This is a genomic window from Luedemannella helvata (assembly GCF_039528415.1).
In the GTDB taxonomy this organism is placed as follows: domain Bacteria; phylum Actinomycetota; class Actinomycetes; order Mycobacteriales; family Micromonosporaceae; genus Luedemannella; species Luedemannella helvata.
Window position 1 is genome coordinate 1 of the sequence record NZ_BAAALS010000023.1, and the last position, 23,778, is coordinate 23,778.

15 protein-coding genes are annotated in these 23,778 nt (G+C 70.7%); 3 read left to right on the forward strand and 12 right to left on the reverse strand.

Going from position 1 to position 23,778, the window contains the following annotated elements; all coding sequences use genetic code 11:
* From ABD191_RS21035 to ABD191_RS21045, 3 genes are all read right to left on the reverse strand, one after another.
* On the reverse strand, positions 1-182 hold a 182-nt coding region (locus ABD191_RS21035; protein WP_344084714.1), incomplete at its 3' end, for a hypothetical protein.
* A gap of 5 nt (positions 183-187) precedes the next feature.
* Positions 188-1,543, reverse strand: coding sequence for a poly(ethylene terephthalate) hydrolase family protein (locus ABD191_RS21040; protein WP_344084718.1), 1,356 nt, complete (start codon positions 1,541-1,543; stop codon positions 188-190).
* A 797-nt stretch (positions 1,544-2,340) separates the two neighbouring features.
* A complete protein-coding gene (locus tag ABD191_RS21045) occupies positions 2,341-3,318 on the reverse strand; it encodes an ArsR/SmtB family transcription factor (RefSeq protein WP_344084721.1) in 978 nt (325 codons plus the stop codon).
* Positions 3,319-3,616: 298 nt separating this feature from the next.
* Between ABD191_RS21045 and ABD191_RS21050 the strand changes: the two genes are divergently transcribed.
* Positions 3,617-4,957: an MFS transporter gene (locus tag ABD191_RS21050; protein WP_344084724.1), complete on the forward strand. Its 1,341-nt coding sequence runs from the start codon at positions 3,617-3,619 to the stop codon at positions 4,955-4,957.
* Positions 4,958-5,433: 476 nt separating this feature from the next.
* Here ABD191_RS21050 and ABD191_RS21055 read toward each other — a convergent pair whose 3' ends face one another.
* The gene (locus tag ABD191_RS21055) at positions 5,434-6,918 is read right to left on the reverse strand and encodes a glycoside hydrolase family 10 protein (protein WP_344084727.1); all 1,485 of its coding nucleotides are present in this window, start codon (positions 6,916-6,918) and stop codon (positions 5,434-5,436) included.
* Between the two features lie 404 nt (positions 6,919-7,322).
* On the opposite strand from ABD191_RS21055, the gene ABD191_RS21060 reads away from it, so the two are divergent.
* Positions 7,323-8,798 carry an ATP-binding protein gene (locus ABD191_RS21060; protein WP_344084730.1) on the forward strand — a complete coding sequence of 492 codons (1,476 nt, stop codon included), beginning with the start codon at positions 7,323-7,325 and terminating at the stop codon, positions 8,796-8,798.
* 19 nt (positions 8,799-8,817) lie between these two features.
* Here the strand turns inward: ABD191_RS21060 and ABD191_RS21065 are convergent, their stop codons facing one another.
* The 6 genes from ABD191_RS21065 to ABD191_RS21090 all read right to left on the reverse strand — a co-directional run bounded on the left by ABD191_RS21065 (position 8,818) and on the right by ABD191_RS21090 (position 20,035).
* Entirely contained in the window at positions 8,818-9,006 is a 189-nt protein-coding gene (locus ABD191_RS21065) for a hypothetical protein (RefSeq protein WP_344084733.1), read from the reverse strand.
* A 231-nt stretch (positions 9,007-9,237) separates the two neighbouring features.
* Positions 9,238-10,002, reverse strand: coding sequence for a thioesterase II family protein (locus ABD191_RS21070; protein ID WP_344084736.1), 765 nt, complete (start codon positions 10,000-10,002; stop codon positions 9,238-9,240).
* The gene (locus ABD191_RS21075) at positions 9,999-11,114 is read right to left on the reverse strand and encodes a Gfo/Idh/MocA family oxidoreductase (RefSeq protein ID WP_344084966.1); all 1,116 of its coding nucleotides are present in this window, start codon (positions 11,112-11,114) and stop codon (positions 9,999-10,001) included. Before ABD191_RS21075 ends, ABD191_RS21070 begins: the two co-directional genes overlap by 4 nt.
* Before the next feature lie 2 nt (positions 11,115-11,116).
* Complete coding sequence (locus tag ABD191_RS21080) at positions 11,117-12,217, reverse strand: saccharopine dehydrogenase NADP-binding domain-containing protein (protein WP_344084739.1); 1,101 nt, start codon at positions 12,215-12,217, stop codon at positions 11,117-11,119.
* A complete protein-coding gene (locus tag ABD191_RS21085; RefSeq protein ID WP_344084742.1) occupies positions 12,214-18,771 on the reverse strand; it encodes an amino acid adenylation domain-containing protein in 6,558 nt (2,185 codons plus the stop codon). Before ABD191_RS21085 ends, ABD191_RS21080 begins: the two co-directional genes overlap by 4 nt.
* A 61-nt stretch (positions 18,772-18,832) precedes the next feature.
* A complete protein-coding gene (locus ABD191_RS21090) occupies positions 18,833-20,035 on the reverse strand; it encodes a cytochrome P450 (protein WP_344084745.1) in 1,203 nt (400 codons plus the stop codon).
* Positions 20,036-20,112: 77 nt separating this feature from the next.
* On the opposite strand from ABD191_RS21090, the gene ABD191_RS21095 reads away from it, so the two are divergent.
* A complete protein-coding gene (locus ABD191_RS21095) occupies positions 20,113-21,360 on the forward strand; it encodes a glycosyltransferase (protein WP_344084748.1) in 1,248 nt (415 codons plus the stop codon).
* A gap of 13 nt (positions 21,361-21,373) precedes the next feature.
* Here the strand turns inward: ABD191_RS21095 and ABD191_RS21100 are convergent, their stop codons facing one another.
* Together ABD191_RS21100 and ABD191_RS21105 are read right to left on the reverse strand one after the other, a co-directional pair.
* Positions 21,374-22,582, reverse strand: coding sequence for a cytochrome P450 (locus ABD191_RS21100; RefSeq protein ID WP_344084751.1), 1,209 nt, complete (start codon positions 22,580-22,582; stop codon positions 21,374-21,376).
* A 28-nt stretch (positions 22,583-22,610) separates the two neighbouring features.
* Positions 22,611-23,765, reverse strand: coding sequence for an acyl-CoA dehydrogenase family protein (locus tag ABD191_RS21105; protein ID WP_344084754.1), 1,155 nt, complete (start codon positions 23,763-23,765; stop codon positions 22,611-22,613).
* Positions 23,766-23,778: the final 13 nt, after the last annotated feature.

Consider the following 23,778-nt stretch of genomic DNA (forward strand, 5'->3'; position numbering starts at 1 on the left):
AACTCGCGGCGTAGCAACCAACCGAGGAACTGTCCAAGATCCTTGACACAGCTCACCCAGCGCGCTTCACCCAGCTTAAATCGGTATTCATGAACTCCGTAACTCTTTGCAAGCATCCAGAACGCAGGGTGATGGAGATTCGCCTGTTCAGGTCTCTGCGCAGGCTGGTGAAGGGCGATCATGGCCATTACGGGGCCACGAGGCTGAATCGTTGGTTGGCCTGCCCGGAGCAGCTGTACAGCTGGACCTGTGCCCCGTTGGCCGTGCTCCACACGTCCAGGCATCGTCCGGACTGCACGCCAGTGATAGTGCCGTTGGCGTTGATGTTCCACTGCTGGTTGGCCTGCCCGTTGCAGCTGTAGATCTGGATCGCCGCCCCGTTGGCGGAACCCGCCGCATCCAGGCACATGTTGCTGTACACCCGCAGTTGCTTGGTGGAGGTGTACGTCCAGGACTGGTTGGACCCTGTGTGGCAGTCGTAGAGCTGCACCCGGGTGCCGTTGTTCTGCGAAGAGTTGGGTACGTCGATGCAGCGGCCCGACTGGGCGCCGACGATCCGGCCGACCGAGGCGGGTGCACTGGTGGCCGAGGTAGTCGGAGCCGTCGTCGTTGGGGCCGTCGTCACAGTCCCGGTTGATGGCGCAGTCGTGGGCACCGACGGCAGCAACGGGCAGGTGCTGCGGTAGGTGACCACACCACTGCTGTCCAGCAGCGGGCACAGGAACTGGCTGTACCGGGCGTCGTTGTCGACGAACATCTTGAGGAACGGCAGCATGGTCCGGATCAGGACCGGGTTCGACCGTCCGACCATGAACCCATGATCTCCACCGGCGACCTCCAGGTAGGCGCTCTCTGTCGAGGCCGGCAGACTGTTGTACAGGTTCAGCGCGGAGGAGGGGGTGACCACCGTGTCCGCTTGCCCAGAGAAGATCATCGTGGGCACCCGGTCGTTGGCCAGGTTCGACGACGGCGAGAACGGCGCTATGCCGACCGCCGCCTTCAACGACGGGCGCCGGATGGCCGCGCTCAGCGCCCCGCCCCCGCCCATGGAGTGACCGGAGACGGCCAACCGGTTCGGGTCGACCCGGTCGCGCACCGGGCTCTGCTGCGTCAGGTAGTCCAGCGCGGCGAGCAGCTGCGTACCCCGGGCCGTGTCGTAGTCGTTACGGCTGTTGGTCTCGATGCCGATCACGACGAAGCCGTGCGAGGCCAGCCACGGGCCCATCCACGCCAGTTCCGCCGAGAACAACGCGGTATAGCCGGGCGAGATGGCGATGGCCCCGAAAGTGCCCTGACTGGTGTCGGTCGGGTAGTAGATCCTGCCGCCGTTGAAACCGTACCCGGTCGGGACGCTGACCGACGTGTTGGCGAAGGGACCGTTCACGGCCGCCACGCTGGTCCGGGTGGGGTCCGGACCTCGCTGGTACGGGTTGTCGGCGGCCGACGCCGGCACGGTCGCCACCGCTACGGTGACCAACCCGACCGCGGCGACGGTCCCGGCCGTGACGAGCTTGAACAGCCGCCCCCGAAAGCGGCGTGACACTCTGCCAACACTGGTATCCCTTGAGAGCGCGGGACTGGATGCGTTTCCTTGCACCTTCGGTACCTCCTGGTGACGGACGGGGGAGGGGAAGACCTGATTTGTGTCGAGGCTGCTCGCTCCCGAGCAGTTGGATCGGTGAGCGTGGCGGCACAAGCGGCACCGGGCTCACACGGCAGGCGACCGTATCCGCCGCCGAAACCGGGAACGTCCCTTGTGGAGCCCGTGCAAGCTCTCGGGGTAGACGGCCATGCTCTGGTCGGTTGGTGCTGATGAGTTCAAGGTGGCGCTGCTGTGGGTTGGAATCCGTACCTCATGATCGTCGAGTCGATCGGCTCGCAGAGGCACTGCCTCTACCGGTTCGCAGCACCTGGACCAGCGGGTTTGATCGACGGGCATGTTAACGCTCACAACTGTCGATGGCTGATGTTTCCAGAATGTTGCCGATTTATCAAGTGACACATTTAGATGACGTTGATCCACTAATGATGGCGACGCCCAAGTCGGCACACGATCAGTCGGGCACGGCGTCGCGCTCGCCCGAGCCGCATGGGCGGGGCATTCAGTAGAGGTGCCGCTCAAGATCTACGCCAAGTGCCGCCCCGGCTGATCTGCCGGCCAGCCGAACAAGTCCAGTTCACCGGCAGTGCGACGAGTTCTGGCACGGTACAGGCTCATGAACGGCTGATTGTCCTGCCGCCCGGGTGCGCCGGCATCGCTTGACTTCGGCGTACCGGTGGTCTGGGCAGTACTCCTGGAAGGTCTCGTCTGGAACGACTGGAAGTCCTCGGACTGGGACCTCACCCGGCCGTCGTCGATGTTCTGGGCGAGGAACCAGGATCACCAGAGGAGTGGAGGGTGGATTCCTGGCCGGCTAGCAGAACTGAGGCGCCAACCGGCGTGAGTACATGGCTGTGCGACTTTCCATCCCGGCGCCCTTCGATCAGTCCCGCGTGGCGTAGCACGGCGAGGTGCTCGCTGGCCGCGGCCACGGAGATGCCGACGCGGGCGGCCAGCTCCTTGACGGGCCGCCCCGGTCGTTCGGCGACGGTCATCAGCAGGTCCGATCGGGACTGTCCCATCAGTCTGGCCGCTGCGTCGAGGCCGTTCGGATCCATGTGTACGCGGACGAGATCAGCCAGGTCGTTCACGGCGGAGTAGAAAACCAGCCACGGCCGGCTGTGATCCAGTTGCCGGACCAAGATCGGCTGGTCGCTCATCAGTGCCGACGGGACGAAGGTAATTCCGCCCCCGTCGGAGACGTAGCTGCGTGGCACGCGGTCACTGGTGCTGATAGTCAGCCACGGTGACTGCCATCTAATCGACGGATGCAGACGCGTGAGCATGCGGTCGATGTCACCCGACCGGGCGCGGCCCGTCGCGGTCGCAGAGGTGGTGGCGAGGAAGGACTGAATGCGTTGCTGTTTCGGCAGCACGAATCTCGTCGCGGCCTCACTGATCGCCTCGGCCAGCCTGCGTCGGGAACGGAGGTCCGTGCCTATCAATGGCGCGCACCGAGGCGGCAAGCTGCGGGCGGCGAGAACTAATCGAAGCTCATCCCGGTACACAGGGTCCGGGATGGACAGCATCTGGTCGATTGCCACGGCGATGTTCTCGGACGGGTCGACATAGCTGAGGAGGTCCAGTGGCGTCTTGTGCATCGTGAACAGCGCGGCGGCGCATCTGACGAGATCGGAGGCACTCGCTCGCATCTGCCGAGACCATGGATTGAGCTCTCCCATGTGGCTGCGATGGCTTACCACATCGAAGCTGAACAAAGCCTCAGCGAATGGCCCGGCTCCGGGTTGCACCGATATCCGAGCGAGATCACTGGGCGAAAGTCGCAGCCTGATCACATCGAATCTCCTCGAGTGGTTCGGCCGCAACGATCGCGACCGATCCTATCGAACGTTTCGGCTGAGGCCGAAACGATTTTGCTGGATGTGGTGCCGGGTGGTCACAGTGGCCTCATCGGGTTGGGGCACCACGACGACAAGAGCCGGCGATGAGCGCTACGCCGGCTCAGGCCAGGACGAGGCGACCCCGCATGCTGGCCGGACCGCCCACTGGAGATCCATGAGCACGGACAAGGCCAGCCGAGCGGCCACCTTCGGGGAACTCTTTGCCATTCCCGCATACAGATATCTGCTCGTGGCGAACGTATTGTCCTGGCTGGGTGACTACGTGGCCAAGGCGGCGATCACCACCCTGGTCTTTCACAGCACGGGATCAGTCGGGCTCTCCGCGCTCGCTTTCGGGATCACCTACCTGCCGTGGTTGGTCGGCGGCCCACTGCTCGCCTCAATCGCGGAACGGCGTCCGTACCGCAGCGTCATGGTCGGCTGCGACCTCGTGCGAGCCTTGCTCATGGCACTGCTGGCTGTCCCCGGTCTGCCAGTCGGCCTGATTCTCGTGCTGGTCTTTGTCGCTGAGTTGGCCAGCCCGCCATTCCAAGCCGCCCGTTCCGCGCTCTTGCCGCAGATACTTAAGCAGGACCGATATGTCGTAGGCGTCTCGCTACAAGCCAGCTCGGGTCAAGCGGCCCAGGTGGCCGGGTACGCGATTGGAGCCCTGTTGGCGGTGAGCTCGCCCCGGGCAGCGCTGATCGCCAACTCGCTGACGTTCGTCGTGTCCGCCACCCTGCTCCGATTAGGCCTCGGCACGCAGGGCTCCGTCGCAGCGTCTTCCGGAGCCATTCAGCACCTGGGACGCGACACGATGGACGGGTTCCGTGTTGTCTTCGGAAGTCCCGTGTTGCGCGCGGTCGCCGTCCTCGTGTTCTCGGTGATGCTCTTCGCGTCGGTTCCGGAAGGGCTGGCCGCGGCTTGGGCGGTCGAGGTGTCCGAGAGCCGGGCGGATCTCGGCTGGATCCAGGGCGCGATCATGATGGCTGGCCCGCTCGGCTTCATCCTCGGCGGATTGGTGGTTGGCCGACTGGTCCGACCGGACCTGCGCCGGCAGCTGGTGCAGCCGTTCTCCGTCCTGGCTCCACTCGCCCTGGTCCCTGCCTTTGCCGATCCACCCGCGGCGTTACTGGTAACGATGTGCGCCGTCTGTGGCTTCAGCGTGGCCGGAATGATGCCAGCGGCGAACGGGCTGTTCGTGCAGGCACTGCCGCCAGACTACCGAGCCCGCGCCTTCGGCGTCATGCAAGGCGGCGTTCAATTGGCCCAGGGTGTCGGCCTGGTAGCGACGGGAACGCTGGCTGACCGGTACGGAGTCAGCACGGTTGTCGGCGGCTGGAGCGTCGCGGGCGCGTTGCTGCTTGTGCTCATATGGCTCCGCTGGCCGAGGTTGCCGCACGCGGCGCACGCGATCGCCGACAAGGACCTCGTGTCGTCGGGGCGGTCCGCAGGGGGTCAGCTTCAGGCGCCGCCGACACGCACCCGCAAGACCCGGGCGGCACGGGGAACGTGAGCATCTCGGGGCCGGCGCGGCGGTGCGGATGCTGCGGGGCTTGGCACGTTTCGGCTGAGGCCGAAGGGAACTTGCCGTCCTGATCGCCCCTCCACCACAGTGGCGTCAACGGCGCCCATGAGCTCTGGTCGCCACCGGCGGGCATTGGCCCCGCCCGGACCTGTCCGAAGCCCGAACCTGGACAAAGGGAGGTGTTTCCGCATGATGCAGGGTTTTGACTGGAATTGATCGATGACGGCGAGCCCGCGATGGGCTGGAGCGTTTCGAAACCAGCGACCACGGAGGACGCGCCCGCAACGGTGCGCTGAGTCGTGACCGTTCTCGCGGCGGTTGGCGAGCCTGACGGGGACTGCCAGCCGCCGCGAGACAACGCGAGCCCCGCCGGGAGGACGAGCCCGTACCACTCAAGTGTTGCGACGCAGGGCCCGGAGCGGATGCCCCGGGCCCTGTCACTTTCCTGGTGACGCTGGTTTCGGTCAGGGGCTGGTGCAGGAAATGCCGCTCGGCGCCGTGTTGGTACTCCCGCTGACCAGGAAACCGAAGTTGGTCGAGGCGTTCGCGCCGAGGGAGCCGTTGTACTCGGCGTTGCGGACGCTGATGGCGCCGCTGGTGCCGGTGTTGCTGCCGTTCCAGACCTGGGAGAGGGTCTGTCCGCTGGCCAGCGTCAGCCGTACCGTCCAGCCGTTGAGGGTGGACGAGCCGTTATTGGCCACAATGACCTCGCCCTGGAAGCCACCGCCCCAGCTGTTGACCGTGCGGTACGTCGCGGTGCAGGCGCCCGACTGCCCGGTGACGGGCGTACTGGTCGGCGGCGCGCTGGTCGCCGGCGCGCTGGTCGGCGGCGCACTCGTCGGCGGCGTACTGGTGGGAGGCCTGCTGGTCGAGGGCGTACCGCTGGTCGGGGTGGTCGTCCCGGGCACCGTGGTGGAGGCGGCGTTGAGGGCGTTGAGCACCGAGGTGTACGCGGCCTTGGGGTTGCTGTTGCGGTCGAACAGCAGCGGGCTCTCGCTGGAACGCCAGGAGTCGCTGTCCCGCACCCCCCACGTCGTGATGCCGAGGCAACGCGGGACGTTCATGCACGCCTGGGTCAGTCCCTGGTACTGACTGGCCGACGCGTTGGTGACGTCGACCTCGGTCAGGACCACGTCCACCCCGAGGGCGGCGAAGCTCGACAGTGTCGTCTGGAAGTTGCCCGGTAGTGAGCTGCCGCCGGTGAAGTGGGTCTGCAGGCCGACACAGTCGATCGGTACGCCACGGGACTTGAAGTCCTTGATCATGTTGTAGACGCCCTGCGTCTTGGCGTACGTCCAGTTCTCGATGTTGTAGTCGTTGTAGCACAACCCCGTGGACGGGTCGGCGGCGCGTGCGGCCCGGAACGCCGCTTCGATCCAGTCGTTACCGGTGGCCTGGAGGTTCGACGAACGCCGGCTGCCGTTCTCGGCGAATGCCTCGTTCACCACGTCCCACTGGAACATCTTGCCTTTGTAGTGGGCCAGCACGCCGTTGATGTGATTGATCATCGCGGTGCGCAGGGCGCTGCCGCTGAGGCTGCCCCAGAACCTGGGCTGCTGGGCGTGCCAGGCCAGGGTGTGGCCGCGGACCCGCATGCCGTTCTGTACGGCCCAGTTGTAGAGCCGGTCGCCGTTGGTGAAGTTGAACTGGCCCTGATTGGGCTCGGTCGCGTCGGGCTTCATCTCGTTGACGGCCGTCAACATGTCAAACTCGCGGCGCGCGATCGTCTGGAAGCCGGAGTCGCTGAGGCGGTCTGCGCCCATGGCCATGCCGAAGTACCGGCCACTGCGTTCGGCGGCCGCCTTCAAGGTGGTACCGGGCGGACCGCTGAGATCAGCGTGGGCGAGATTGGCAATGGCCACCGAGGACACGGCGATCAGCACGGCGCAGGCACCACCGATCAGCAGTCTGGTGGGACCTCCGGTACGGCGTTTCGGGACGTCGTTCATCTGCGCGCTTCCTCCTCGATGTTCTGGCCCCGGTGCGAATCAGATGGCGAGCACGTCGCGGCCTCGTCCCCGCACTGCGATACGCAGGGAGCGGACCGCTCACAGCGTTGACCAGATAGACGTAGGACGTCCGACGTTAGGTTGATAATCCATCGACGTCAATTACTTGTACGCTCCGGGCCGTCCAGACGGGCGAGCCAGGCTGCCCCACCCGCCCCCACCTGAGCCGCCAGCCATAACGTCAACGACCAGCACCTTTCACCAACCCTGAAAGTTCCTGCTCTTGATCGAGCCGCGGCCACACGACCGGTTCGACCTGCCGGCGCGTGGCTCACCTGGGCGAGCGTCCGCGGCGGTGGCACACTTGGGCGAGCGTCGTGCGACGCGGGGACCGGTGGTAACCGATGGTTGATCAGACACGTCACCAGAACACGCGGGTGGACACCGTCCAGCGTGACGAGTGGCGGCTGACTGTGGTCGACCTCCCGTCGATGCGCGACGCTGCCATCGACCGCGAGGTCGTGGTCCTTGACACCGGCGCCTTCGCCCGACCGGTCCTGCGGGTGCGCATGAGCGTGGGGCCAGGCGGCGTTGTCGAGGCGGCGGTCCGCGCTGGCGCGGACGTGCCCCACGGCCGGTCACGGTTCGCCGTCATCGGCAACGACCCGCTCGGGCTGCTGCTGACCCGACGCGCGGAGACCGGTGACCAGGTCGCGATCAGGGTGCGTGACGGGCTGGAGACGGTCGTCGGTCAGGTGTACCGCCGGTTCGGCTTCCCGGCCCCGACGGCGCCCGTCGACCGGACCTGGGAGCACCGGGAGGTACGCAGTTCGACGGAGCTGACCGATGTTGAGACAGGGCTGACCCTGACCGTGACGAGCCACGCGGTCCCCGGCGACGCCGGCGAACTCGTACACCTGCGGGCAGCCGTACCCCAGGACGCGTTGAGCGCCGCGCACCTGGCGGCGGTGTACGGCGCTGTGGTCACCGTGGCTCGGCAACTCAGTCCCGACGCGCCCGTCCCGGCGAATGTGGAGTTGCGCGTTATTCCGGTAGGCGACAGCGCCGAGCGCCCGGTGACGCTCGATCAGGTGGGCGGGCTGGACGCCGTGGTGGCCCAATTCCGTGAGGTGGCGCTGTCCTTCGCACACCCGGAAGCGATGGCCCGGTGGGGCGCCCAACGACCGCAGGGCATCCTGCTCTATGGCCCGGCCGGCACCGGCAAGACGATGCTCGCCCGGGCGTTGGCCCACGAGATCGGCGGCACCCTCCGGCAGATCCGCACCACCGAGATCCTCGACAAGTGGCTCGGCGCGTCCGAGCGCAACATGAAACGGATCTTTCAGGAGGCCCGCCGCTACCGGCAGCCGACTGTCCTGCTATTCGACGAGTTCGACAGCATCATCAGCTACGCCGGTGCCGGCGACGACTCCGGCAGCCAGGCGGTGAACGCGGTCGCGGGCATCTTCAAGCAGGAGATGAACGACCTGATCGCGCAGAACCCGAACGTCATCGTGGTGGCCACCACGAACTTCCCCGACCTGATCGACGCCTCACTGATCCGGTCGGGGCGTTTCGACATCAAACTGGAGATCCCCGCACCGGACGAGCACGGTCGCGCGCAGATCCTCGCGCATATGATCCGGGACCTCACCGCCGAGCACGCGGCGGACGGCTTCCAGATGTTCGCCGCCGATCTCGACCTGGCCGACCTCGGTAGGCACAGCGCCGGCATGACCGGTGCGGACCTACGCGAGGTGCTGCGGCGCACCCAGATGGCCAAGGCGATGGACGAGGCCCGCACCGGCCGACGACCCGACCCGATCAGCAACGACGACCTGCGCCGAACCATCACCCAGCTGGGCTCCGGTACCAGCTGACCTGCTCGAGGGTGGATCGTTACGCGCGCGACAGGCCGCGGCGGGACTTGTTGGTGGACAGAGTCGAGGCGGCACGCTGAAGCAGCCGCGACACACGGGTGGGGCCCTTCTTCCGCTCGATCCTCTCGCTGATCTTGCGGAGCGCCACCGCACCCACGGGAACCGCAATCGCCATCAGCACCCATCGGCCTACGTACTTCCAGAACATGGCATCTCCTTCAGGACACGGGCTCAGGGAAGCGGTAACTGATCCGTACCCGCCCGCGCATCCCTTCAACCCCGTACCCCGATCCGATCATCGATCCAGGTGCGATCGCGCATCTCACCGTCAATCGACGCGACCGCTTGGGCGGCATCATCCACGAATACGATCAAGCGGCCTGACCAATGCGGATGGAGTTATCGGCACCCGCGGGGATGAACACCGGCCCGCTCCGGCTCACGGCATCAGGTCGCGTTCGACGGCGGTCACCGCGAGCAGCCCGCGACGCACCTCCTCGACGACCGCCGAGCGCTGCGCCATGAGATAGAAGTGGTCACCCGGGAAGGCGCGCAGCGTGAAGTCGGCGCTCGTGTGGGCTGCCCAGCCGGCCATCTCCGTCGCGTTCGTCTCGGTGTCCACGTCGCCGACCATGGCGCTGATCGGACTCGCCAGCGGCCGACCGGGGCGCGTGCGGTAGCCGTCGATGAGCTGGTAGTCGCCGCGCACCGCCGGCAGCGCCGCCGCGCGCAGGGCCGCGTTGTCCACCGCCTGGACATCGGTACCGCCCAGCCGTCGTACCTCCATCCACAACGCGTCGTCGTCGGCCACGTCGACCTTGCTGCGTCGTTGGTGCTGGGGTGGCTCCCGGCCGGAGACGAACAGCCGGACGATCTCGCGGCCGTACGCGTCCTCCAGCCGTCGGGCCACCTCGAACGCGACGGAGGCGCCCATGCTGTGGCCGAACAGCGCCAGGGCCGGATGCCACTGTCCAACCAGCGCCGCCGTGATCCGCTGCACCATGGTGGGCATGTCCCGGATGCACGGTTCGTCCAACCGGTCCAGCCGACCGGGATACTGCACGGCCACCAGTTCCACCGACGGCGGCAGCAGCGCAACCCACGGGCGGTAGAACGCCGCGTTGCCGCCCGCGTGCGGAAAGCACACCAGCCGCACCAGGGCCCCGGGTCGGCGTTGGAAACAGCGCAGCCACGGGTCGGTCATTCGGCGGCCCGGGCCATGGCGGCGAGGCCGTCGCCGAGCACGAACCGGGGCGGATCGGCGCGCAGCAGTTCGGGCGGACCCAGCCGCGCTGTGATGTCCTGCCACAGCTCGCACAGGGTCAGGTGGTACTGCCCACGACCGGCCGCGCCGCCGCCGGCTTCGATCGCGGCCACCAGTTCGCCCAGTGCCCGGGCGACCCCAGCCGACCATACGGAGCCGAAAACGTGCCGGAACCCGGGTGCTTCCGCCGGGCCGAGAACCCGGGCGCTGGGCAGGTCGAGGTGCTCCTCGCCGGAGCTCGCGGGGGCGTCGAAGTGCGGCGCCGCGTCGGTCTCGCCGACCGTGCGCGGAAAGTCCGGGCGGGCGGCCCACACGGTCGGCCCGTGCGTCGACACCAGGGTCAGGTTGCCGGCCTCGGTGCCGACGGTCACCCGGTGCATGAGATGCGCGTAGTTGTCGGGGTCACCGGGATCCATCTGGTTCTGCACCCGCAGGGTCACCGGCACCCCACCGAGGACCCCGTCCAGGCTGCGGAAAGGCACGTCGAGTTGGGTCGCGCGGTACGCCTGCGCGGCGTCGGGGAGGTCCGCGAACGCCCACGGTCGCACGCCGCCCAACGCCTGACCCAGTACGTCCAGCAACGAGTACGCCAACTGGAACCCGCACGCCGCGTCGATGTAGCGGATGGGCTGGCTGCGGGTCAGTTCCGCCACCGCGGCGAGAAACCGGCGCACCGGCTCGACGTGCACGTAGAAGGAGTTGAGGTGATAGACGACGCCGCTCCGCCGGGCCTGGCGCAGGCAGGCGGCCAACTCGTCCTGATGCAACGGGTGCTCCTGCAGCACGTGCAGCCCTCGCACCATGAGGCGCAAGGCCAGGTCCGCCCCCTGGCCGCCGAGCAGGCCGCCCCGGATGACTACGCAGGCGATGTCGACATCGTCTGGTATGTCGTCCGGGCTGGTGTAGTGCGGCACGTCGTAGTGGCGGGCACAGGCACGGGAACGGTCGCTGCCGCCGGACAGGATGCCGGCCAGCTGCACCGGGTTGTCGGGATGCCGGAAAGCCTCCAGGTACACCTGGCCGAACCGGGTGCCGCAGACGACCGCGCGCATGGTCACAGGGTCTCCTCCTCCGTCGCGTCCGCCGGCCCGTCGACGATCTCCAGTCCGGTCACCGTCGGGGTGGTCCGCAACAGGTCAAGTGCGGCCGCCGGGTCGAGCACCTCGGCCGCGTGGTGCACCCCGGCCGGAGCCTCGCCGGACCAGGCAGCGCGGGTGGCGATCGCGGCGAACGCGCCGGTCAGGCCGCTCGCGCCGGTGCCGCGCAGCATGACGCTGAGGCACGGACCGCCACCCGGGCCACTGAGTTCAACCAGGATGATCTGGTACGCCTCCCGGCCGAACGTGTCCAGGTCGGCAGCGCGGCGCACCTCGGTGACGGCGGTGGCCGCGTCCACCGCCACCCGGCTGGCCGCGCGCCGCAGCACGTCGGGCAGGTATCGGCCAGCGACGACGTGGAACCAGGTCAGGTCGGCGAGCTTCAGCTCGGCGGCGACCCGCTCGCTCTCCGTCGACAGGTACGGCGTCGCGGCGACCGGCTCCGGGAAGAACGGCGGCCACGCGTCGTCGACCGCCCGGGCCGCCCCGCGTACCCGCACGCCAGCGCGTACCGCCGCGAACGGCTCCCCGAACCCGTCGCCGGCCAGCAGGTAGTCCGACGCCCCGGCGGGGGTGAACCGGTCCCGACCGCCCACGTACCCCGTCAGCGTGCCGCCCTCGCCCGGCTGGAGGGCGGCAAGGCACCGCGGCAACAGACCGGTGAGACCCGGCAGCATGCCGGCGGACAGCAGGGTCACCGTCCCGTTGTCGTCATCACGCAGGCGTTCGCGCAAATCTTCGTCGCCGGCCGGATCGACGTAGGCGGCGCCGACCGCCCGGGCGGCCCGGCCGACCACGTCGCGGAGCAGATGCGAGGGCCCGGCCGCGTTGAGCACCACGGCGGCGCCGGAGCAGAACCGGTGCAGCGCGCCGGGATCGGTGGCGTCGACGAGCGCCGTGCTCACCCCGCCGCCCAGTTCCTCGGCCGCGCGGGCCAGTCGGTCGGGGTCGCGGCCGCCGAGGCGCAATGGGCCCACTCCCCATTCGGACAGCAACCGGGCCGCCACGGCACCAACGCCGCCGTACCCGCCGAGCACGGCCACGGGGCCGCGGGTCACAGCTCACCCTCGTCGTATTCGCCGTCGGCATCCGCCGCGCACAGCCGGTCCACCACGCCGGCCAGCTCCGCCACCGTGGGCGTGGCGAACACCTGGCCCAGCGTCAGCTCCACGCCGAAGCGGTGGCGCACCGCCGTGACCAGCCGCGTGGCGAGCAGGCTGTCGCCGCCCAAGCGGAAGAAGCTGTGGTGGCGGCCGACCTGCCCGGCGTCGAGCAGCTCCGTCCACACCTCGGCGATGACCTTCTCGGTGTCACCGACGGGCGACTCATCGACATCCGGCCCGTCGCCGATGGCGAGCAGCTCCGCCAGCGCCGTGCGGTCGACCTTGCCGTTCGGGGTGAGCGGCAGCGCGTCGAGGACCGCGACCCGGTCCGGCACCATGTAGGCGGGCAGGTGCGCGCCCACGTGATCGATGAGGGCGTCCACGTCGACGACGGCGCCGTCGGCCGCACGGACGCCGGCGGCGATGCGCCGGGCCGGTCCGGCGCCGACCACGACGGCCACCGCCCGCCCGACCGTCGGGTGGCTGTCCAGGGCCGCCTCCACCTCGCCCAGCTCGATGCGGTGGCCGCGCACCTTCACCTGGAAATCGGCCCGGCCCAGGAACTCAAGGGTGCCGTCGGGCCAGTAGCGTCCCAGGTCGCCGGTGCGGTACCAGCGCTGGCCGGCGTGGGACACGAACCGCTGCGCGGTCCGGACCGGATCGCCGCGGTAGCCGTCCGCCACGGACCGGCCACCGATCCACAGCTCCCCCGGTACCCAGTCCGGGCAGTCGCGGCCGGACGGGTCCACGACCCGGTACGCCTGATTGCGCAGCGGAAAACCGTACGGGATCGACCGCCAGTCGGGGTGAACGTCGCTCACCTCGTACGCGTTGGACCAGATGCCGCCCTCGGTCGCGCCGCCGAGCGCCACCAGCCGGGCCTGCGGCGCCCGCTCGCGCAGGCGGTCCGGCAGATCGAGGCCGACCCAGTCACCCGAGACGAGGGCCAGCCGCAGCGGCACCCCGAACGCGTCGGTCTGCACGTCAGCGGCCACCAGGAACATGTCCAGCAGCGCCGGCACCGAGTTCCACACGGTCACCCCCCACCGGCGGGCCAGGCGCACCCACTGCGCCGCCTCCCGGCGGTCGTCTTGGTCGACCAGCACCACCGCCCCGCCGACGCGCAGCAGGCCGAAGATGTCGTACACCGACAGGTCGAAGTCCAACGCGGACGCCGCGAGCACACGGTCGTCGCCGCCGACCGCGAAGCGGTCGTTGACATCGTCGATCGTGTTGGCGGCCGCCCGATGGCTGACCTGCACGCCCTTGGGTTCGCCGGTGGAACCGGATGTATAGATGACGTACGCGGGGGCGTCCGGATCGACGGGTACCGGCGCGGGCAACGCCGCCGAGGCTGCGGCCACGTCGAGGGCCACCACCCCGTCGGGCCAACCCGCGGCGCTCGCGCGCCCGGCATCGGTGACCACAACCCGGGCGCCCGCGCCCGCGACGATGCGTCGCGCCCGTCCCTCGGGCTGGTCAACCCCGACCGGCACGTACGCGGCACCGGCCGCCAGCACGCCCAGCACCGCCGTCACCTGGTCGGGCCCGCGGGGCAGGGTGACGGCGACCACGTCGCCAGGGCGTACCCCGGACCGGGTGAGCAGCCCCGCGACCCGCAACCCGCCGGCGGCGAGTTCGCCGTAGGTCAGCTGGCCGTGGTCGCCCCAAGCGAGCGCGAGACGGTCGGGCTCGGCCGCCGCGCGGGCGAAGAACCGGTCGTGCAGCCCGTCGTCGGGCACCGGCCCGGCCGTCGCGTTGATCTCGTCACGCACCGCGCGTTGGACGGCGGGCAGCGGGTCGGGAGCGGCGCTCGTCCAGTCGTGGTCGGCCAGCCAGTCCAGCAACGACCGGTAGGCGGCGAACATGGCGTCCAGCACGCCGGGCGCGAACAGGTCCTCGACGGCGTCCCAGTTCACCGCGAGCCCACCGTCGCGCACCATGACCTGGTTGTCCAGCCACACCTGCGGTGTCTGCGAGATCCCCCAGGTCAGCTCGCCGAACGGCAGCGAGGCGCTGTCCAGCCCGGTGGCCAGCCCGATTGCGCTGGTGAAGACGACCGGCATGGCGACGGCCGCCGTGCCGGATCGCCGCGCCAGCTCGCGCAGCACCCAGATCGCGGAGACCGCGTTGTGTTCCATGTCGGTCCACATCTGGCCCTGGAACCGGCGGACCGCCTCGACGAACGCCTCGCCCGGCTGCGGCCGGTGCCCGACCAGCAGCAGGGACGTGAAGTCGCCCAGCACCCGGTCGATGTCGGGGTGCACCGGACGGCGGTTGAACAGGGTCAGGTTCAGCGTGAGCCCGTCCTGGCCGCTCCACGCGGCCAGGATCTCCGCGTACGCCGCGGCGAGCACCGCGGCGGGGGTCACCTCGTGCGCCCGTGCCCGGTCGGTGAGCGCCCGCCAGCGGGCAGGTGCCAGCCAGGCCTCCCGCCGGACGAAGCGCGGCCGGCGCACGATGGCCGGGTCGACGCGCAGCGGCAGCGCCGGTGCGGGCGGCAGCTCGGCGGCCCGCCGGGACCAGTACCGCTCAGCGGCCGCGACGGCGGCGGCGTCCGGTCCGCCGGTCAGCACGTAGTCGCGGAAGGACACCCCCACGTCGGGCAGCGCCAGGGTCGGCTCGCGGTAAACGGCGGCGAGTTCGACGAAGAAGCTCACGATGCTCAGCGCGTCCAGCACGATGTAGTCGAAGCTGAAAGCCAGGCGGGTACGGCCGTCGCCGTACCGGACCGCCCGGATCTCCAGCAGCGGCCAGCGGGCCGGGTCGGGCACCCGGTGCGCCATCGTCTCGCGCAGGCGCGCCAACTCCGCCGCACCGTCGCCGTCCGCCTGCTCGACCGGGATGGTGAACCGCGGCACCGTGGGCAGGATGCGCTGGTTCCCGGCCTCGTCGAAGACGGCCCGTAGCATCTCGTGCCGGCTCACCATGCGGTTCACCGCCGCGGCGAGCCGCGTCACGTCCACATCGGAGCCGTCGAACTCCCAGTACCAGTGCGATCCGACGCCGCCGAGGGCGAAGTCGTCGGCGCGGCCGAGCCAGTACGCCCGTTGCACGTCCGTGGGCGGGAACGGTGCGTGTCGGCCGTCCAGGTCAACCCGCAGGGACGGTGACCCGTCGGTCCCCACGGCGTCGGTGTCGAGACGCAGGCCCGCCGCGAAGTCCCGCAGCGTCGGGGTCCTGAACAGGTGAGACAGCTCGACGCCGACCACGCCCTCCGCGCGCAGCCGGACGATCAGCCTGGTGGCCACCAGGCTGTCGCCGCCGAGGGCGAAGAACGACTGGTCACGGCCGACCGTGGCGACCCCGAGGAGGTCCGTCCACGCGGCCGCGATGAGCGTCTCCAGCCGGCCGCGCGGCGGCTCGGCGGCCCCACCGGGACCGGAGCCGATCAGCATGGTGGCCAGCGACCGCCGGTCGATCTTGCCGTTTGGCGACAACGGCCAGGCGTCGACGACGGCGATCCGGGCAGGCACCATGGGCCGGGGCAGCAGACCTGCCGCGTGCGCGCGCAGGCTTTCGGGATCGGGGGCCGCGCCCGTGGCCGCCACCACGGCGGCAACCAGCGCGCCGTCGTCGGTCACCAGCGCCACCGCGGCCGCGACGTCGGGGTGGGCCACCAGCGCCGCCTCGATCTCGCCGGGTTCGATGCGGTGCCCGCGGACCTTGAGTCGCCCGTCGTCGCGGCCGAGGAACTCAAGGACCCCGTCCGGCCAGTACCGGGCGCGGTCACCCGTGCGGTACCACCGGGTGCCGTCATGGACGACGAAGTGGCGGGCCGTGCGCACCGGGTCGCCCAGGTAACCGTCAGCGACCGAGCCCCCGCCGATCCACAGTTCCCCGGCCACCCAGTCGGGCCGGTCGCGTCCCGCGGTGTCCACTACCCGGCAGCGCTGGCCACGCAGCGGCCGGCCGTACGGCACCGAGCGCCAGTGCGCCGGCACCTCGACAACCTCGCAGACCGTGGAGTGGATCCCCGACTCGGTGGTGCCGCCCAGCGCCACGAGCAGCGCTCCGGGGCTCACGGCGGCCAGCCGGGGTGCGAGGTCAAGGCCGACCCAGTCCCCGCCGACGAGCGCCAGTCGCAGGCCCATCGGTCCATCCCCTGCCGCGGTGAGCAGCATGTCGAGCAGCACCGGCACCGACTGCCAGACCGTCACACCGTGGTCGTTGACGAGTTCGGTCCACCGCACGGCATCGCGCCGCTCGTTCTCCGCGACCAGCACCACGGCCCCACCGACCGAGAGCAGGCCGAAGATGTCGTACACCGACAGGTCGAAGTCCAGCGCCGAGACCGCGAGTACCCGGTCGGCGTCCCCGATCGCGAACCGTTCATTGATGGAGTCGATGCTGTTGGCGGCCGCCCGGTGCGGCACCATGACGCCCTTGGGCTCCCCTGTCGAACCTGACGTGAACAGCGTGTACGCCACCGCGTCCGGCGCGAGGTCGACCGGGCCGGCAAGCGGGTCCGCGGCGGGCGCGTCGAGCGTCAGCGCCGTACCGCCCGGCGGCAGGTCACGATCCCGGTCGTCGGTGACGAACAGCCGGATGCCGGCAGCGTCGGCCATCCGGTCGCGGCGCGCCGGCGGCTGGTCCACGCCGATCGGCACGTAGTATCCGCCGGCGGCGAGCACCCCGAGCACTGCTACGACCTGGTCAGGGCTTTTGGGCAGCAGCACGGCCACCGGCTGGCCGGGACGCAGCCCGTGCGCCCGCAACGCTCCGGCCAGCCGCAGTGCCCTGTCGGCCAGCTCGCCGTACGTGACCGTGCTGTCGCCGGACAGCAGAGCGGGCCGGTCCGGTGCCGTCGCGGCCCGGGCGAAGAAGGCGTGGTGCAGGGTGCGGGCCGGCATGCTCGTCGGATCCTCGCCTGCCCCGCGCGTCACCCGCTGGCCGGCGGGCACGAGGTCGGGCACCGGGGCGTCCCACGCGGCGTCGCCGTCGGCGTCCAGCAGCGCGTCGAGCAGGGAGGTGAAGGCGTGCCACATGTCGTCGACCACGCCGGCGGGGAAGAGCTCGTCGACCACGTCCCAGTTCAGGTAGACGCCGCCTTCGCGCTCGGTGACCTGACAGTCGAGCCACACCTGAGGGGTCTGCGACATCGTCCACACCGGACGTCCGAACAGCTCCCGCACGTCCTCGCTGAACAGCTCGCCCAGGCTGAGCGCGCTGGTGAAGACCACCGGCGCGCCGGCGGGCGCGCGCCCGTGCCGGCGGGCCAGGTCCCGCAGGACCTCCACGCCGGAGTACGCGGCGTGCCCGGCATCGGCGCGCAGCCGCTCCTGCACGGCGGCGGCCCGGTCCGCGAACGGCACGTCGACCGTCGCGTCAATCTCCAGGAGAACGAGGTTGGTGAAGTCACCGACCAGTCTGTCGACGTCGGGGTGGATCGCCTCCCGGTCGTACAGCGGGAGGTTGAGCACGAACCGGCGGGTGGCGCTCCATGCCGCGAGCACCTCGCCCAGGGCGGTGAGAATGACCACCGACGGCGTGAGCGCGTGCTGGCGCGCCCGCTCCGCCAGCACCGCCCACCGTGGGGCGTCGAGCCACAGGTAGCGGCGGCTTACCCGGTGGCCCGACACGGTGCCCGGGTCAACCGCGAGCGGCAGCTCGGGGCCCCCGGGCAGGTCGTCCAGACGGTCCTGCCAGTAGCGCCGGGCGCGGTCGCGGGCCGGCGCGCGGCGGTCCGCCGCGGTTGCCAGGTAGGCCGGATAGGTCAGCCGGATCGGGGGCAGCGGCGCGTCCGGGTCGCGGTAGCACAAGGCCAGCTCGCCGAGCAGGAGCCGGAAGCTGTGCGCGTCCGCGACGAGCATCTCGATGTGTACGTGCACCCGCGTGGCGCTGCCGGGCAACCGGGACAACTGAACGTCGAACACCTCGGCCCGGTGGACGGCGAGCCGCCGGTGCGACAGCGTGTCACGCAGCGCCGACTGGCGGTCGGCCAGCTCTGCCCTGGACAACTCCCGCAGGTCATGGACGGTGAGGCCGGGCCACGGGCTGTCCGGCAGGACCTGTTGACGGCCATCGTCGCTGAACCGGGCGCGCAGCATGGGGTGCCGGGCGAGCAGGGCGCGCACGGCCCGGTCGAGCCGCTCGGGCTCGACTCCCGCACCGTCGAACTCGGCATAGAAGTGGGCACCCACGCCACCGAGCGGCTGCCCGTCTGCGCGGCCGACATGATAGGCGTGCTGCATGGTGGCCAGGGCGAACGGCGCCGCCTCGTCGACCGCGGCGACAGCCGAGTCCGTGGCGGTGGCCGGCGCGGCGGCCGACAACAGCTCCCACCACTGCCGCACGGTGCGCCACTCGATGAGCTCGGCGAACGAGACGTCGGCACCGGCCGCGCGCCATCTGCTGGCCAGCAGCATCACGCTGATGCTGTCCAGGCCCAGGCCGATGAGGTCATCGTCGACACCGACCCTGGCGGGTGGTTCGCCGATCCGGTCCGCGACGGCCGCGCGGATGTCATCAAGGCTGATGGGCACGGCGTCGGCCGCGGAATCCGCCATGCGTAGCTCCGTTCCGTTGCGGCGCTGACAACAATGATTTTATATATCTCGACGCCCGGCGTCAGGCCGCGGTGAAGGTCACCGGCAGCCGGGCGTACGAACGGAAACTGAACTGGCGTGCCCGCACCGCCGGGCCGGCCGGCTCGATCGCCGCGCAGCGGCGGATCAGCCGCTCCACCACCACCGCGGCGCTCACCCGGGCCTGCGCGGCGCCGAAGCAGAAGAAGGTCCCCCCGCCGAAGCTCACGTGCGGGTTGGGCGTACGCAGCACGTCCAGTTGCTCGGGCTCGCGGAAGACCAGCTCGTCGCGATTGGCCGAGCCGAGCATGAGGATGAGCACCCTGCCCGGGCGGATGACACGGCCGCCGATCGTCACCGGCTCGCGGACCATGCGCGGCGTGATCTGCACGGGTGGGTCGAACCGGAGGAACTCCTCGACGGCCACCTCGGCCGCGGCGGGCGCCGCGCGCAGCCGGTCGAACTGCGCGGGATGCTGCGCCAGCGCGGCGCAGCCGGTACCGATGAGGTTGGTCGTGGTGTCCAGCCCGGCGTAGAGCAGAGTGATCACGTTGTCGACCGCGCGCTCGCGCACCGCCGGGTCACCGGTCACCGCCCCGAGGCGCGACAGCAGATCGTCGGTGGGACGGGCGGTCCGCTCGCTCAGGCTGGCGTCGATCACCTCGCGCAGCCGGCGCACCGCGACATTGGCGGCCGCCACCGTGCTCCCGCCCATCGAGGCGACGTCACCGAAGTCGACCAGCGCGTCCACCGCCGCGCGGACCTCCGCCCGGACCTCGGGCGGCAGCCCGATGAGGTCGGCCAGGACGGTGAGCACCACAGGTCGCGCCAGGTCCGCGACGGCGTCGACGCCGGCCGCGTCGAGCAGCGGCGAGAGCGCCGCGTCCACCGCCACGGCCACCTCGGGCCCGCGCCGGCGGCTCGCCGCGGCGCTGAGGTCGTGGGTGAGCACCCGGCGCACGTCCGGGTCGGTCCGGCCGATGTCCATCCGCTGGAAGAAGTCCACGGCCGGGCCGGCGGCCTCGGCGGCGTGGAAGTACGACTCCGGCAGGAAGAACTTGGTCAGGCCCGGGTCGCGAAGCAACGCGCTGACCTCGGCATGCCGGGTCACGCCCCAGGACCGCGGCTCGAACCGGCACAACGGACCGTGCGCACGCAGCCGCGCGTAACTGGGATAGGGGTCGTCGAGTGCGACCGGGGCCATACTGTCGAACCGGGGCGGCGACGAGGTGCCGACGTCTGCCATGGGCCGACTATTCAGGGGACCAACGTGATTCGCAACCCTCTATGAAATACCTCGCTGGTACTGGCAGCATGGGGACGGTGAGTGACAGTCCCCGCCTCGTCCTGGTCGCCGGGGGTTCGCTCGGCGACGCCCTGCCCATGGTCGGCCTGGCGAAACGGCTGCTGGCCGCCGGCGTCGACGTGCTCCTGGCCGCGGAGTCCAGCGTCGAACTGCTGGCCCGGACCGAACGGGTCCCGTTCGCCTCGCTCGGCGAGATCCCGAGGCTCGACGACGACAAGCCCGTACGGGTGCGGCCGGGCGAGCGCACCGGGATGTTCCTGACCCAGACCCGCCGATGGGTCATCGATCCGGTGGCCCGTACGGCTGCCCGCCTGGGTGAGCTTGTCCGCGACGGCGATGTGATCGTGGCGCACCCGATCCAACTCGCGGCGCCGCTCGTGGCCCGCAGCCGCGGTCTGCCCTGGCTCACCGTCAGCCCCGCCACCTGGCTGTTCCCCAACGACGAGCGAATGCCGCTCTATCTGCCGCGACCGAGCCTGGGACGGACGGTCAACCGGTTGGCGTGGCGCCGGTTCGGCCGGCGACTCGACCAACACTTCCTGCGCGACCTGGCCCGCGTCGCGGACGGGCTGGGCGTGGCGGCGCCCACGTCGGTGCTGGAACTGACCGCGTCGCCGCGGCGCACCCTCCTGCTCACCTCCCCCCTGTTCCTCGACTCGCGTCGCCTGGCGCCGCACGTCACCGCCACCGGCCTCGAGGCCTGTGACACGGTCCGGTTGTGGCGGGGCGGTCGCGCGCTCGACGCCTTCCTCGACGCCGGCGATCCGCCGGTCGTCTTCCGTGCCCCGCCGATGCCGGTGCCCGCGTCCCTGCGTGAGGTCGCCGCCGCCACCTGCGACAGGCTCGGCGTACGCGGGGTCTACCTGGACATCTGGGCCACCGAGACCGGCCAGGACGGTTCCCTCTTCGTCGAGCGGTACGCGCCCTTGTCGGTGCTGGCCACCCGGTGCGTCGCCGGCGTGCACTACGGCGGCCTCGGCACCTCCGCGATGTTCGCCGCCGCCGGGCGGCCGGCGGTCATCCTGCCGGCGATGATGGACCAGTTCGAGAGCGCAGGCGTGTTCGCGTCGCTCGGCGCCGCGGTCCGGCTCGACTGGCACCGGCTCACGCCGGCCCGGCTGGCCGCGGCCGTGACGCGGGCGCTGGCCCTGACCGACCGGGCGCGGGCGCTCGGTGACCGGCTCAGCGACGAACGCGGGCTCATCGCCGCGGCGGCCGAACTGGCGGCGGCAACCCGTCTCCTGGGCCGCGTCCGGTCAGGCTGAGCCGCGGGTGGCGTCAGGCCGCCGTCACCGTCACGGGCACGCTGCGGTACGAGCGGATGCTCGCGTGTGGACGCCGTACGGGCGGACCCGCGAGTTCCAGGCTGCGGCACCGGCGGACGAGCCGGTCCAGCACCAGCGCGCCTTCGATCCGGGCCAGCGGCGCGCCGAGGCAGTAGTGGTGCCCGCCGCCGAAGGCGAGGTGCGGGTTCGGCCGCCGGCCTATGTCGAGCCGGTCGGGGTCGGGGAACTGCCGCTCGTCCCGGTTGGCCGACCCGATGAGCAGCACTGCGACCCGCCCCGCGCGGATCGTGACACCGTCGACGACCAGTGGGGCGTGCACGAGACGCATGGACATCTGTACTGGCGGGTCGAAGCGGAGCAGCTCCTCGACCGCGTGGGTGGCCATCTCCGGCTCCGCGCGCAGCCGGGCCAGTTGGTCCGGGTGGTCCAGCAACGCCATAGTGCCGTTGACCACCAGGCTCGTGGTGGTCTCGAAGCCGGCGAAGAACAGGAAGATGGCGTTGTCCACGAGGTCGGCCCGGCTCACCCCGGCCGATTCGGCCTCCAGCATGAGCGACAGCTGGTCGCTGGTGGGGTGGCGCCGACGGTGGTCGAGGTGCTCGCCGATGTAGGCACGCAACCATTCGACCGCCCCGTCGGCGGCGACCCGCTGCTCCTGGGTCAGGGTGAGCTCGCCGAACCCGGTGGCCAGGTCGACCATCCGGGGACGTACCAGCTCCAGGTCGTCGGCGGGCACGCCGAGCAGCGAGCACACGACCGTCACCGGCAACGGCAGTGCGAGGTCGCCGACCAGGTCGAACCCGCCGCGATCGAGCGCGCGCCCGATCAGGTCGTCGACGATGCCGGCCACGCGGTCACGCAGGTCGCGCACGGCCGAGGGGGTGAACGAACGGCTCATCGCCTGCCGCAGCCGGGTGTGCCCGGGCGGGTCCCGGTCGATGAGGATGCGGGTAAAGAAGTCGCAGGCCGGTCCGTCGCCCAGCTTGAGCCGGTGCACGGCCTGCGGGAACTCGCTGCCGAGGCGCTCGTCCCGCAGCAGCGCGGACACCTCGGCGTAGTGGCTGAAGACCCACTGACCGGGCCCGCCGCGGGCGACCGGCCCAGCGGCCCGCAGCCGGGCGTACGCACGGTAGGGATCATCGATGAGGGCGGGATCGTCGGTGTCGAACCGGACAAGCGACGCCACCGGGGATCGATCCACGACAGTCAGTATGAATGAACCTCGACCGTCACCTCAACAACACACCCGGGTCGCCGCCTGCCAGCACCGCGCCCACGGCGGAGAAGAACTCGGTGCCGACGGAGAAGTGCTGGGTCGCGACATGCCCGTCGCGCATCCGCCGCTGCAGCGGCGACCGGTCGTAGACGACCGAACCCCCACCCAGCTGGTACGCCGTGTCCAGCGCCGCCGTCGCGACCGCCACCACGGCCGGGCCGGTGGCGCGCAGGACCGCGTGGTCGAGCGGGCCCATCGGCTCGGGGCGCAACGCGAACCCCCAGGCGCGCGCGGCCTCCGCCCGCAATTGGCCGCGTGCGGCCCGCAGGCGCAGGTGCGCCTCGCCGAGCCGTTGGTGGAATGCCGGGGAATCGGCGAGGCGGCGCGGGCTGAAGGCCGGCCGTTTGCCGCCGTCGGCCAGCGCCACGACGTCGTCCAGGGCGCCCGCCGCGTTGCCCACGACAACCGCCGCGACAAACAGGCCGCCGAGGTCGCGCGCCGGCAGCCGCACCAGCGGGTCGCCGTCGTCGGTCTCGGCGTCGAAGGCGCAGGTGAACTCCTGCCGGCAGGTCACCCGGCTCGCCCGCACGTCGCGGCTCGCGGTGCCACGCAGACCCGCGGTGTGCCAGGTGTCCAGTACGGACACCTCGGCGGCGGGCAGCAACGCGAGGCGCATCGCCGGCACCCCCGTGCCGTCCAGCCGTGGCGCGTTGTCCACGGTCTCCAGGCACTGCAGATAGAACCAGTCGGCCTGCGGTGCGCCGGTCACGAACGGCCATTGACCGCTGACCTGCCAGCCGTCACCGGAGCGTGCCGCGCGCCCCTTGGGCGCCACGGCGCCGGCCGCGAGGAGATCCGGCCCGGCGGCGTAGAGCCGCGCGACGGTCGCTGCCGGGAAGTGGCGCACGATGAGCTGGGCCACCGCGTGCTGGGCCACGGTCCAGCCCACCGACGCATCGGCGGCGGACAGGGCCTCGACGACGGCGAGGACGTCCGGCAGGGCCAGGTCATTGCCACCGTGGGCGGTCGGCGCGAACATCCGCAGGGCGCCGGTCGGCCGCAGCGCGTCCAGGAGATCGGCCGGGATCCGCCGGTCACGGTCAGTCTCCTCGGCCCGCTTGATGATCTCCGGTAGCACATCCGTCACGCGGGTCAGTACCGTCGTCACTGCCGCCCCCTAG